Here is a 12,961-nt window from a genome sequence, read left to right as displayed (position 1 = left end):
GACTCACGTTTCTTGCGGCGTGGCGAGGGAGGCGCGAAAGTGGCGCGAAGCGACGCACAGAACGATCCGGTCGACCTGTTCATCATCGGTGGCGGGATCAACGGATGCGGCATCGCGCGGGACGCGGCGGGCCGGGGCCTGTCCGTGGCGCTGGCCGAGATGGGCGATCTCGGGCAGGCGACCTCGTCCGCCTCGACCAAGCTGTTCCACGGCGGCCTGAGATACCTGGAATATTTCGAGTTCCGGCTGGTCCGCGAGGCCCTGAAGGAACGCGAGGTCCTGCTGAAGGCCATGCCGCACATCAGCTGGCCGATGCGCTTCGTCCTGCCCGTTCACGCGGGAATGCGGTTCGAAAGCGATACGCCCACCTCGCGGCTGCTGTCGTTCTTCATGCCCTGGATGAAGGGCCGGCGGCCGGCCTGGCTGATCCGGCTGGGGCTGATGCTCTACGATACGCTCGGCGGGCGACAGATCCTGCCCGGCGCGCGGCGGATCGATCTGAACAGCGACGCCGCGGGCAAGGCGCTCAGGCCGGGGTTCGACCTGGCCTTCGAATATTCCGACTGCTGGGTGCAGGATGCGCGCCTGGTGGTTCTGAACGCGCGCGATGCCCGGGCGCGCGGGGCCGATATCATGGTGCGCACCAAGGTCGTGGCCGCACGGCGCGAGGGCGACACCTGGGCGGTGACGACCCAGGGCCCGCACGGCGAGAGGACCGTCCGGGCGCGGGCTCTGGTCAACGCGGGCGGGCCCTGGGTGGACACCGTCATCCAGTCGACCCTGCGCCAGGACGACCGCAGCCATGTCCGGCTGGTCCGGGGCAGCCATATCGTGACCCGGCGGCTTTTCGACCACGACCGCTGCTATTTCTTCCAGGGCACCGACGGCCGCATCATCTTCGCGATTCCCTACGAGCAGGACTTCACCCTGATCGGGACGACCGATCAGGATCACCACGGCACGCCCTCGGACGCGGTCTGCACGCCGGAGGAGCAGGAGTATCTCTGCTCCTTCGCCTCGGACTATTTCCGACGCCCTGTCACGCGGGACGATATCGTCTGGACCTACTCCGGCGTCCGGCCGCTCTACAACGACGGGGCCAGTTCGGCGACGGCCGCGACGCGGGACTACGTGCTCAAGGTCGAGGACGCGGGCGGCGCGGCGCCGCTCCTGAACGTGTTCGGCGGCAAGATCACCACGTACCGGCGACTGGCCGAACATGCGATGCAGAAGCTGGCGCCATATTTCGAAGGGATGGGGCGGGGCTGGACCGCGGGCGTGCCGCTGCCGGGCGGCGATTTCCGCCCGCAGGACACCGAGGCGGTCACCGGCGAACTGGCGCGCGACTACCCGTTCCTGGGCGAGAAATGGGCGCAGCGGATGATCCGGCACTACGGGCTCGAGGCGCGCGAGATCCTGGACGGCGCGGGCGATGCCGCCGCCCTGGGCCGGGACTTCGGCGCGACGCTGAGCGAGGCCGAGGTGCGCTGGCTGATGGACCGGGAATGGGCGCAGGAGCCCGAGGACGTGATCTGGCGGCGGACCAAGCTGGGCCTGCGGATGAGCGCCGAGCAGATCGGGGCCCTGCGCGACTACATGGCCGAGCGGACGGCCGCCGCCCCGGCGCAGAAGGTATCGGCGGCGATATGAGGGGGGCGGCATGACACTCGAGTTGAAGGGCGTTTCGCGGTCGGTCGGGGGGCGCACCCATATTCACCGGACCGATCTGACCCTGCAGAAGGGCACGATGAACGTGCTGCTGGGTCCGACGCTGGCGGGCAAGACCACGCTGATGCGGCTGATGGCCGGGCTCGACCAGCCGAGCGAGGGCCGGGTCTTCTGGGAGGGTACGGACGTCACCGGCATCCCGGTGCAGGAGCGCCGGGTCGCCATGGTCTATCAGCAGTTCATCAACTATCCGGCAATGACCGTCTACGACAACATCGCCTCGCCCCTGCGGCTGATGAAGGTCGGCAAGGCCGAGACCGACCGCCGCGTGCGCGAGACGGCCGAGCTGATGAAGCTGACGCCGATGCTGGAGCGCAAGCCGCTGGAACTTTCGGGCGGGCAGCAGCAGCGCTGCGCGCTGGCCCGGGCACTGGTGAAGAACGCGGGACTGGTGCTGCTGGACGAGCCGCTGGCCAACCTCGACTACAAGCTGCGCGAGGAACTGCGGATCGAGATCCCGCGGATCTTCGAGGCCTCGGGCGCGATCTTCGTCTACGCCACGACCGAACCCGAGGAAGCGCTGCTGCTGGGCGGCCATACCGCGACGCTCTGGGAGGGCCGGATCACGCAGTTCGGCCCGACGGCGCAGGTCTACCGGCAGCCGGCGGACCGGACGACGGCGCGGGTCTTCTCGGATCCGCCGATGAACTTCATCGGACTGGAGAAAACCGGACACCGCCTGTCGTTCGGCAATGCCACCAACGCGCCGGCCGGGGGTCGGCTGGTCGAGCTTCCGGACGGGCGCTACGTGGCCGGGTTCCGGCCCAATCACGTCGGGATGGCCGGGCGCGACACGGGCGAGGCGATCGTCTTCGACTGCACGCTGACGGGGATCGAGATCACCGGGTCCGAGACCTTCCTGCACCTGACGCACGGCGGCGAGACCTGGGTCGGGCTGGTCGAGGGCGTCCATGCCCCCGAGGTCGGCGCGCCGATCCGGATCTCGGTCGATCCGGCCCATGTCTATCTCTTCACCGAGGACGGGCGGCTCGCCGCCCCCGCCTCGTACGCGGCGGCGGCCTGAGGGGGAACGATGGCCAGGATCACGCTCGACACGCTCGCCCACAGTTACCTCCCCGCCCCGACGGGCGAGGCGGATTACGCGCTGAAGGAGATGAACCACGTCTGGGAGGACGGCGGCGCCTATGCGCTGCTTGGGCCCTCGGGCTGCGGGAAATCCACCCTGCTCAACATCATATCGGGGCTGTTGCAGCCGTCGCACGGGCGGGTGCTCTTCGGCGAGGAGGACGTCACCCATGCGCCGACGGCGGCGCGCAACATCGCGCAGGTGTTCCAGTTCCCGGTGGTCTACGACACGATGACCGTGCGCGAGAACCTGGCGTTTCCGCTGCGGAACAGGGGGATGGAGGCGGCCTACGTCCGGTCGCGGGTCGAGGAGATCGCCCGCATGATCGGCATGGAAGAGGCCCTGAACCGCAAGGCGCGCGGGCTGACGGCGGATGCCAAGCAGAAGATTTCGCTGGGGCGCGGAATGGTGCGCGAGGATGTGAACGCGATCCTCTTCGACGAGCCGCTGACCGTGATCGACCCGCATATGAAGTTCGAACTGCGCACGCAGCTCAAGGCGCTGCACCGGCAGTTCGCCCATACGATGATCTACGTCACCCACGACCAGACCGAGGCGCTGACCTTCGCCGACAAGGTGGTCGTCATGTACGACGGCCGGGTCGTGCAGATGGGCACGCCGGAAGAACTGTTCGACCGCCCGGCGCATACCTTCGTGGGCTATTTCATCGGCTCGCCGGGGATGAACATCCTCGATGCCGAGGTCGCCGGGACACGGGCCCGGGTGCACGGCTCCGAGATCGCCCTGGGCGAGCGCTACGCCGAGGTGGGCGGCAGGGTCCAGATCGGCGTTCGCCCCGAGTTCTGCCTGCTCAGCCGGGACGAGGGGCTGCCGCTGCGCGTCACCCGCGTCGAGGATGTCGGCCGCCACCGCATCGTGCGGGGCGAGACCGAGGCGGGCTCGGTGAACCTGACCCTGCCCGAGGGGATGCCGATCGAGGAGGGCGCGGATCGCGTCGTCTTCGCGCCCGAGCGGATCAACGTCTATTCGGACGACTGGCGCGTCACGCCGGACGGGAGGGCCGCATGATCCACCTGGCGACATCTCCGGCCCCCCGCACCGTCATCCTCGGGCCCGACCCGAGGATCTCCGGCCGGCTGGCGCGCGGGGGCTGGAATGATCCTCCAATGCCGTTCGCGGGTGACGGCGGCGTGGGGGGCATGCCGGCGCGCGCGGCGACGTGCGGCTCCCGCGAGGCGGGCGCGGATGACCGTGGAAGGAACCGGGAGGGAAGGCTCTGATGGACAAGACGCAGAACAACAGGGCGTGGTTTCTGGTGCTGCCGGTGCTGATCCTCGTCGCCTTCTCGGCGGTGATCCCGCTGATGACGGTGGTGAACTATTCCGTCCAGGACACCTTCGGGAACAACCAGTTCTTCTGGGCGGGGCTCGACTGGTTCCGCGACATGCTGCACTCGGACCGGATGTGGAACGCGCTCGGGCGGCAGGCGATCTTCTCGGCGATCATCCTGGTGATCGAAGTGCCGCTCGGCATCCTGGTGGCGCTGCACATGCCCAGGCGCGGGTTCTGGGCCTCGTTCTGCCTGGTCGTCATGGCCCTGCCCCTGCTGATCCCGTTCAACGTGGTCGGCACCATCTGGCAGATCTTCGGTCGGGTCGACATCGGCCTGCTGGGGCATACGCTGGCCTCGCTCGGGATCGACTACAACTATACCTCGGACCCGATCGACGCCTGGGTCACGGTGATCGTGATGGATGTCTGGCACTGGACCTCGCTGGTGGCGCTGCTGGCCTATGCCGGGCTGCAGTCCATCCCCGAGGCCTATTACCAGGCCGCCCGGATCGACCAGGCGAGCCGCTGGGCCGTGTTCCGCTATATCGAGCTGCCCAAGATGCAGGGCGTGCTTCTGATCGCGATCCTGCTGCGCTTCATGGACAGTTTCATGATCTACACCGAGCCCTTCGTCGTCACCGGGGGCGGACCGGGCAACACGACCACCTTCCTCTCGATCGACCTGGTCAAAATGGCGATCGGTCAGTTCGACCTTGGACCCGCGGCCGCCTTCTCGATCATGTATTTCCTGGTGATCCTGCTGGTGAGCTGGGTGTTCTACACGGTGATGACCAATCTCGACAGGAAGGACGTGACACGATGAGCGACGGCAGCGTCACCACAGCCTCCGCCGTGGACGACACCGGGACCGGCACGAGGGGCCGGAGCCTGTCGCGCTTCGTACCCAACGGATCGGTGATCGTGATCGGGCTCTACCTGCTGTTCCTGATGCTGCCGATCTACTGGCTGGTGAACATGAGCCTGAAGACGAATTCCGAGATCCTGGGCAGCTTCACGCTCTGGCCGCAGGACCTGACGCTCGGGAACTATCGCACGATCCTGACGGATCCGAGCTGGTACATGGGCTATGTGAACTCGCTGATCTACGTGGTGATGAACACGGTGATCTCGGTCGCGGTCGCGCTGCCGGCGGCCTATGCCTTCTCGCGCTATTCCTTCCTGGGCGACAAGCACCTGTTCTTCTGGCTGCTGACCAACCGGATGGCGCCCCCGGCGGTCTTCGCGCTGCCCTTCTTCCAGCTCTATTCGTCGGTGGGGCTGTTCGACACGCATATCGCGGTGGCGCTGGCGCATTGCCTCTTCAACGTGCCGCTGGCGGTCTGGATCCTCGAGGGGTTCATGCGCGGCGTGCCCCGGGAAATCGACGAGACCGCCTATATCGACGGCTACGGCTTCGGGCATTTCTTCGTGAAGATATTCATGCCGCTGATCGCGAGCGGCATCGGGGTCGCGGCCTTCTTCTGCTTCATGTTCTCCTGGGTGGAACTGCTGCTGTCGCGGACGCTGACCACGGTCGACGCCAAGCCGATCGCGGCGATCATGACGCGGACCCAGGGGGCGAGCGGGATAGACTGGGGGGTTTTGGCGGCGGCCGGGGTGCTGACGATCGTGCCGGGCGCGCTCGTGATCTGGTTCGTGCGCAACTACATCGCCAAGGGCTTTGCCCTGGGGAGGGTGTGATGGTTCGGTTTCCCAATCATTCCGGCGTCATCCTCGGGGCCGACCCGGGGGGCCCGGATCACCCGTCGCGCAGGATGGCGGGGGATCTTCGGATCGGCCCCGAGGATGACGCATCGCGCCGTCGCGTGTCACAGCGGAGGACCCACTAACATGGCTTGGATGGCATGGACCTGGCCGACCGGGATATTCTTCATGGTCATCGCCTCGCTGCTCGTCGTCTTCACGGTGCTGGCGGCCCGGTACCCGGAAACGCCGCGGCGCGGGGTTCTGGGGATCGAGACGACCCGGGGGGATCGTCTCTTCATCACGCTTCTTGGCTCGGCCTTCATCAATCTGGCCTGGCTCGGACTGGCGGACGCCGCCCAGTGGTGGGCGCTCGTCATATCTGTGGTCTATGCCGCGGCGGTCTTCCGCTGGGTGTAGCCTATCAACGGCCGGCGACGGAGACGCCGGAAACTTCGGATTTCAAAGGGAGGAAAGCAATGAGGAACTGTCTACGAAACACCACGGCCCTGACGGTCGCGCTCGCGCTGGCCGGGCCGGCCTGGGCGGACATGGAGGCCGCCCGCGAGTTCCTGGATACGGAGATCGGGGACATGTCCGCGCTCACCCGCGAAGAACAGGAAAACGAGATGCAGTGGTTCATCGACGCCGCGGCGCCGATGGAGGGCATGTCGATCAGCGTCGTGTCCGAAACCATCACCACGCATGAATACGAAAGCCAGGTGCTGGCCCCGGCCTTCACCGCCATCACCGGTATCGAGGTCACCCACGACCTGATCGGCGAGGGCGACGTGGTGGAGAAGCTGCAGACGCAGATGCAGTCGGGCCAGAACGTCTATGATGCCTATATCAACGACAGCGACCTGATCGGCACGCACTGGCGCTACCAGCAGGCGCGCAGCCTGACCGACTGGATGGAGGGCACCGGTGCAGAGGTGACCAGCCCGACGCTGGACCTGGACGATTTCATCGGCATCCAGTTCACCACCGCGCCGGATGGCGATCTCTACCAGCTGCCCGACCAGCAGTTCGCCAATCTCTACTGGTTCCGCTACGACTGGTTCAACGACGAGAAGAACAAGGCCGACTTCCAGGAGGAATACGGCTACGAGCTGGGCGTGCCGGTGAACTGGGCGGCCTACGAGGACATCGCCGAGTTCTTCACCGGACGCGACCTGTCGCACCTGGGTGTCGAGGGCGAGATCTTCGGCAACATGGACTACGGCAAGAAGGATCCCTCGCTCGGCTGGCGCTACACCGATGCGTGGATGTCGATGGCCGGCATGGGATCCGAGGGCGAACCGAACGGCCTTCCCGTCGACGAATGGGGGATCCGGGTCAACGAGAACTCGCAGCCCGTGGGCGCCTGCGTGGACCGCGGCGGCGCGGCCAATTCGCCCGCGGCGGTCTACGCCGTGACCAAGGCCATCGAATGGCTGGAGAAATACGCGCCCCCGGCCGCCGCCGGCATGACCTTCTCCGAGGCCGGTCCGATCCCGGCGCAGGGCCAGATCGCGCAGCAGATGTTCATGTACACCACCTTCGTGCCGCCGCTGGTGGCGTCGGAGACGGTCATGAACGACGACGGCACCCCGAAATGGCGGCTCGCGCCGTCGCCGCACGGTGTCTACTGGACCGAGGGCACCAAGGTCGGCTACCAGGATGTGGGCTCCTGGACGATCCTGAAATCCACGCCCGACGACCGCGCCAAGGCCGCGTGGCTGTACGCCCAGTTCGTCACCTCGAAGACCGTGGACGTGAAGAAGAGCCATGTCGGCCTGACCTTCATCCGCGAATCGACGATCCAGCACGAGAGCTTTACCGAGCGGGCGCCGAAACTGGGCGGCCTCGTGGAGTTCTACCGCTCGCCGGCGCGCGTGGCATGGTCGCCCACGGGCACCAACGTGCCGGACTATCCCAAGCTGGCGCAGCTGTGGTGGCAGAATATCGGCGATGCCATGTCGGGTGCCAAGACCCCGCAGGGCGCGCTGGACCAGCTGTGCGAGGACATGGAGAGCGTCCTGGAACGGCTGGAACGCGCCGGGGTGCAGGGCGAGCTCGGGCCGCAGCTGAACGAGGAGCGCGATCCGGAGTACTGGCTGTCGCAGCCCGGCTCGCCCAAGGCGAAGCTCGACAACGAGGACGAGGAGCCGAAGACGGTGTCCTACGACGAGCTGATCAAGTCCTGGAACTGATCGTCGCGGCGATGACGGAGCGGGGCCCTGCGGGGCCCCGTTTGCATGGGGGAAGGGGCGCTGCCCCTCTCGGCGCCTGCGGCGCCAATTCACCCCGGGATACTTGCGAGCAAGAAGAAGAGGGGGCGCGGGCGCGTTGACCGGGAGGCCGGTTGCGGGAAGAGTGCCTGCCAGGGAGGATGCGCGATGCGATATGTGCTTGCGATTGATCAGGGAACGACCTCGAGCCGGGCGATCGTCTTCGATGCGGGTCTGACGCCGGTGGCCTCGGCGCAGGAGGAGTTCCGGCAGTACTTTCCCCGCTCGGGCTGGGTCGAGCACGATCCGACGGATATCTGGAGCACGGTCGCCGCGACCTCGCGGGCGGTGATCGAACGGGCGGGCGTGGACGTGGCGGATATCGCCGCGATCGGGATCACCAACCAGCGCGAGACCACGCTGGTCTGGGACCGGGCCACCGGCCGGCCCGTGCACAACGCCATCGTCTGGCAGGATCGGAGAACGGCGGAGTATTGCGCCGGGCTGAAGGCCGCGGGGCACGAGGAAGCGGTGACGGAGCGGACGGGGCTGCTGCTGGACCCCTATTTCTCGGCCACCAAGCTGCGATGGGTCCTGGAGAACGCGGAGGGCGCGCGGGCGCGGGCCGAGGCGGGCGAACTGATGTTCGGAACGGTGGACACCTATCTGATCTGGAAGCTGACGGGCGGGGCCGTGCATGCCACCGATGCCACCAACGCGTCGCGGACGATGCTCTACGACATCGGCCGGGGGGCGTGGTCGGAGGAGCTCTGCGCGCTGTTCGGCATCCCGATGGCGATGCTGCCGGAGGTGCGGGACTGCAATGCCGATTTCGGCACGACCCGCGCCGACCTCTTTGGGCGGGAGATCCCGATCCTGGGCGTGGCGGGCGATCAGCAGGCGGCGACCATCGGGCAGGCCTGTTTCCGGCCGGGCATGATGAAATCGACCTATGGCACCGGGTGTTTCGCGCTACTGAACATCGGCGAGACGATGGTACGGTCGCGGAACCGGATGCTGACGACGGTGGCCTACCAGTTCGACGGCCGGCCGACCTATGCCTTCGAGGGGGCGATCTTCGTGGCCGGGGCGGTGGTGCAGTGGCTGCGCGACGGGCTGAGGCTGATCCGGGACGCCGGGGAGACCCATCGCCTCGCCGGGGCGGCGGATCCGGAGCAGCGGGTCATCATGGTGCCGGCCTTCACCGGGCTGGGCGCGCCCTACTGGGACGCCGACTGCAGGGGGGCGATCTTCGGCCTGACGCGGGGCACGGGCCCGGAGGAACTGGCGCGGGCGGCGCTGGAAAGCGTGGGCTTCCAGACGCGCGACCTGCTCGAGGCGATGCAGGCGGACTGGGCGCAGGGGGCGGGCGACACGGTGCTGCGGGTGGACGGGGGCATGACCGCCTCGGACTGGGCGATGCAGTTCCTGTCGGACATCCTGGGCGCGCCGGTGGACCGGCCGCAGGTGCTGGAGACCACCGCGAAGGGGGTCGCCTGGGTGGCGGGCTGGCGGGCCGGGGTCTGTCCCGGGCCCGAGTCCTTCGCCGCCGACTGGGCCCTGGACCGCCGGTTCGAGCCGCGGATGGAGGCGGCGGACCGGGACGCGCGACACGAGCGCTGGACGCGGGCGGTGCGGGCGACCATCGCCGCCGGCTAGGCCGGGCGGCCGGCTTTCGCCTTGACGCCTGCGCCGGCACGTGCGGAATATGTTTCCGCATAACGGGAGGTTCACATGGATATCAGCACGCTCTTTTCACTCGACGGCAAGATCGCGGTCGTCACCGGCGGTTCGCGCGGGATCGGCAAGCACTTTGCCCGGGCCTTCATCGAGGCGGGCTGCGCCAAGGTCTACATCACCGCGCGCAAGGCGCAGGCCTGCGTCGACACGGCCGAGGAACTGGGGCCGAAATGCGTGGCCCTGCCCCATGACCTGTCGACGCTCGAGGGGATCGACGCCTTCCTGGCCGATCTGCGCGACCACGAGGACCATGTCGACATCCTGATCAACAATGCCGGCGCGGCCTGGGGCGAGGACTATCTCGAATTCTCCGAGTCGGGCTGGGACAAGACCATGGACCTGAACCTCAAGTCGCCCTTCTTCCTGACCCAGAAGATGCATGGCTTGCTGGCCAGGAACGCCACCGCGGAAGAGCCGTCGAAGGTGATCAACATCGCCTCGATCGACGGGCTGCGGCTGAACCCGTGGGAGACCTATGCCTACCACGCCTCGAAGTCCGGGCTGATCTACCTGACGCGGCGGGTCGCGGCGCGGGTTCTCGAGGACAATATCCTGGTGAACTGCATCGCGCCGGGCGCATTCGCCTCGGACATGAACCGCGCGGCGCGGGATCACGGCGACGAGGTGGCGAAACGCATTCCGCTGAAGCGGATCGGCAACGGCGAGGACATCTCGGCGGCGGCGATCTACCTCGCGGCGCGGTCGGGGAACTACGTGGTGGGCCAGACCATCGCCGTGGACGGCGGGCTTGTCTGGGCGACGATCGGGAGCTCGATCGACGCCTGAACCGCCCGGTTGGGCCGGTCCGGCCGATCCACCGGGTCCGGTGGCGCGCCTGCGGCGCATTCCATTCCCTGCCGGAGGGCGCTGCCCTCCGGACCTCCCGGGATATTTCCCGGCAAGAAGAAACAGGGGCGCGCGGCTGTCATTCGAGCGCGGCGCCATATTCCAGGATCACGGGTACGACGAGGTCCTCCTCATCCTCGAGGTGGCGGTGGAGGAAGCGGCGGAAGGCGGTCTGCGCCTCGAGCAGCCGGCGGGCCTCGGCCTCGTCATCCTCGCCGGCGGCGATGCGCTGGAGAACCGCGTTCGTCGCTTCCGCGAGCGCGTGGATATGCCCGTCGAGCGCGTGGTGGTCGCGGTCGAGGATCTCGAACCCCTGCTCGAGGCGGCGGTCGAGCGGGATGAACTGCGGAAAGTAGTGATTGTCCTCGATCTGGTGATGCCCGTGGAGCTGGTTGAGGAAGATCGAGGTGTAGTGCTGCATCTCGCGGCCGAAGCGCGGATTGGCGCCGTCGAGGCGCTTTTCCGTACCCTCGACCAGCAGGTCGTTCAGCTGGCGGAACATGCCGTGGCGTTCCAGCCAGAAGGCGGTGAGATCGCTGAAATTGGCATGGCCGCGCCAGTCGGCCCGCGGATAGAGGTCGGCGAGGACGCGGAGATGGTCGGGGAGCCCCTTGCGGGCGTCGAGATCGAGACTGTCCGTCATGCAACCCAAGTAGTGCGGCGGCGCTGGATCGGCCAGCCTCAGTTCATCTTCTGCGGCGGGACGGGCGGCGTGACCTGGGTCTTCTTCGCCACGGCCTCGCGCCAGGTGATGAAGCTGATCGCGCCGATGATCATCAAACCGCCCAGGATGACGAAGGGATCGACCGGTTCGTCGAAGAGCAGCACGCCGAGCGCGACGGCCCAGACCAGTTGCAGGAAGGTGACGGGCTGGGTCACGGTGATCGGCGCGGCCCGGAAGCCCAGCGTCATGAGATAGTGACCGAGCGTGGCGAAGGCGGCGGTGACGAAGAGCATGACGATCTGGAACCAGGTGGGCGTGACCCAGACGGGGGCGGCCAGGGGGATCAGGCCGACGGTGACCCAGACCGAGAGCATGGTGATCACCGCGATCGGGTCGGTGGCGTCCGTCAGGTGCTTGGCCAGGAGATAGGATCCGGCGAAGACCAGCGCGGCGATCATCATCGCGACATGCCCCTCCGAGATCTCGCGGAAGCCGGGGCGCAGGATGACGAGGGCGCCGACGAGGCCGACGACCACCGCGATGATGCGGCGGGCGGCCAGTTTCTCGCCCATGAAGAGCGCGGCGCCGATGGTGACGTAGATCGGCGAGAGGTAGTTCATCGCGGTCACGTCGGCGAGCGGGATGGTCGCCATGGCGTAGAACCAGAGGGCCACCCCGACCGCGTGCAGGGCGCCGCGCAGGGCGAAGAGACCCCACTGGCGGCCGGTGAGGCGCAGCCGCATGATCTGGCGGATCGCGGGGACCAGCAGGACGAGGCCGAGCGCATAGCGGAGGAAGGCCATCTCGGTTGCCGGGACCACCGGGCCGAGGAACTTGACCAGGACATTGACCCCGACGAAGAGCAGACCGGCCCCGAAGGTCCACAGGATGCCCTCGACGGGACGGTAATTAGCTGCTGGCGACATGTAATCTGGTTGGCACGTCCCCGCGATGGTCACAAGGGCAAAAGATCATACCAGCAGCGAGACAGCGATCGCGTACATGATCAGCCCGATGCCGAGGTCGAGCCAGCGCCACGCCACGGGCCGCCGGAAGACGGGGGCGAGGAAGCGGGCGCCGAAGCCGAGGGTCGTGAAGAAGACCGCCGAGGCGGTGACGCCGCCCGCCGCGAATCCGATCCTGCTGTCGTACTGGGCCGAGATCGCGCCCATCAGGGCGAGCGTGTCGAGGTAGACATGCGGATTGCCCCATGTCAGGGCGAGGCAGACGGCCAGGGTACGGCCAAGTCCGGCGCCGCCGTTTCCGGCCTGGTCCAGCGCCTCGCCGCCGCGCCAGGCGCTGCGCAGGGCGAGCGTTCCGTAGACGAAGAGGAAGGCCGCCCCGCCGTAGCGCATGAGCGGGCCGATCCAGGGCAGCCGTTCGGTCAGGGTGGCGAAGCCCGCGACGCCGGCGACGATCAGCAGCGCGTCCGATATGGCGCAGGTGAGGACCACCGCCAGGACATGCTCGCGGCGGAGGCCCTGGCGCAGCACGAAGGCGTTCTGCGCGCCGATCGCGACGATCAGCGACAGGCCCAGCCCGAAGGCGGCCAGAAAGGCTGTGGCGAAATCCGTCTGCACGGCACGATCCCCTGTTTGCGGAACCCGGGATAGGAGGATCCGGCGGAGGCTTCCAGAGGGAACTGGCCTCGGCTGCCCCCCGGACGTCGGGCGGGCGCGACGCGGT

The 12,961-nt window shown here is 67.7% G+C and carries 12 protein-coding genes; 9 read left to right on the top strand and 3 right to left on the bottom strand.

Features of this window, described 5'->3' with window-relative positions:
• Positions 1-39: 39 nt before the first annotated feature.
• The 9 genes from glpD to OB2597_RS19050 all read left to right on the top strand — a co-directional run bounded on the left by glpD (position 40) and on the right by OB2597_RS19050 (position 10,551).
• Complete coding sequence (glpD, locus tag OB2597_RS19095; protein WP_009807260.1) at positions 40-1,650, top strand: glycerol-3-phosphate dehydrogenase; 1,611 nt, start codon at positions 40-42, stop codon at positions 1,648-1,650.
• Positions 1,651-1,660: 10 nt separating this feature from the next.
• A complete protein-coding gene (locus OB2597_RS19090; RefSeq protein ID WP_009807259.1) occupies positions 1,661-2,752 on the top strand; it encodes an ABC transporter ATP-binding protein in 1,092 nt (363 codons plus the stop codon).
• A 9-nt stretch (positions 2,753-2,761) separates the two neighbouring features.
• Positions 2,762-3,844 carry an ABC transporter ATP-binding protein gene (locus OB2597_RS19085; protein ID WP_009807258.1) on the top strand — a complete coding sequence of 361 codons (1,083 nt, stop codon included), beginning with the start codon at positions 2,762-2,764 and terminating at the stop codon, positions 3,842-3,844.
• Positions 3,845-4,055: 211 nt separating this feature from the next.
• Positions 4,056-4,931 carry a carbohydrate ABC transporter permease gene (locus OB2597_RS19075; RefSeq protein WP_009807256.1) on the top strand — a complete coding sequence of 292 codons (876 nt, stop codon included), beginning with the start codon at positions 4,056-4,058 and terminating at the stop codon, positions 4,929-4,931.
• Positions 4,928-5,809, top strand: coding sequence for a carbohydrate ABC transporter permease (locus OB2597_RS19070; protein ID WP_009807255.1), 882 nt, complete (start codon positions 4,928-4,930; stop codon positions 5,807-5,809). Before OB2597_RS19075 ends, OB2597_RS19070 begins: the two co-directional genes overlap by 4 nt.
• Positions 5,810-5,959: 150 nt before the next feature.
• Positions 5,960-6,232, top strand: a complete 273-nt coding sequence (locus OB2597_RS19065; RefSeq protein ID WP_009807254.1) for a DUF2160 domain-containing protein — start codon at positions 5,960-5,962, stop codon at positions 6,230-6,232.
• 59 nt (positions 6,233-6,291) lie between these two features.
• Positions 6,292-8,007 carry an ABC transporter substrate-binding protein gene (locus OB2597_RS19060; protein WP_009807253.1) on the top strand — a complete coding sequence of 572 codons (1,716 nt, stop codon included), beginning with the start codon at positions 6,292-6,294 and terminating at the stop codon, positions 8,005-8,007.
• A 186-nt stretch (positions 8,008-8,193) separates the two neighbouring features.
• Entirely contained in the window at positions 8,194-9,684 is a 1,491-nt protein-coding gene (gene glpK, locus OB2597_RS19055; protein WP_009807252.1) for a glycerol kinase GlpK, read from the top strand.
• A gap of 75 nt (positions 9,685-9,759) precedes the next feature.
• Positions 9,760-10,551, top strand: a complete 792-nt coding sequence (locus tag OB2597_RS19050; protein ID WP_009807251.1) for an SDR family oxidoreductase — start codon at positions 9,760-9,762, stop codon at positions 10,549-10,551.
• A 139-nt stretch (positions 10,552-10,690) separates the two neighbouring features.
• Here the strand turns inward: OB2597_RS19050 and OB2597_RS19045 are convergent, their stop codons facing one another.
• From OB2597_RS19045 to OB2597_RS19035, 3 genes are read right to left on the bottom strand one after another with little or no spacing between them, the layout of a single operon-like run.
• Positions 10,691-11,254 (bottom strand): hemerythrin domain-containing protein, encoded by a 564-nt coding sequence (locus OB2597_RS19045; protein WP_009807250.1) that lies wholly within the window; start codon positions 11,252-11,254, stop codon positions 10,691-10,693.
• Positions 11,255-11,292: 38 nt separating this feature from the next.
• A complete protein-coding gene (locus OB2597_RS19040) occupies positions 11,293-12,201 on the bottom strand; it encodes a DMT family transporter (protein WP_009807249.1) in 909 nt (302 codons plus the stop codon).
• 45 nt (positions 12,202-12,246) lie between these two features.
• Entirely contained in the window at positions 12,247-12,855 is a 609-nt protein-coding gene (locus tag OB2597_RS19035; RefSeq protein ID WP_009807248.1) for a LysE/ArgO family amino acid transporter, read from the bottom strand.
• Positions 12,856-12,961 lie beyond the last annotated feature (106 nt).

Source organism: Pseudooceanicola batsensis HTCC2597, assembly GCF_000152725.1.
Lineage (GTDB): Bacteria > Pseudomonadota > Alphaproteobacteria > Rhodobacterales > Rhodobacteraceae > Pseudooceanicola > Pseudooceanicola batsensis.
The sequence above is the reverse complement of the archived record's forward strand: the minus strand, read 5'-3'. Positions and strand labels throughout refer to the sequence as shown.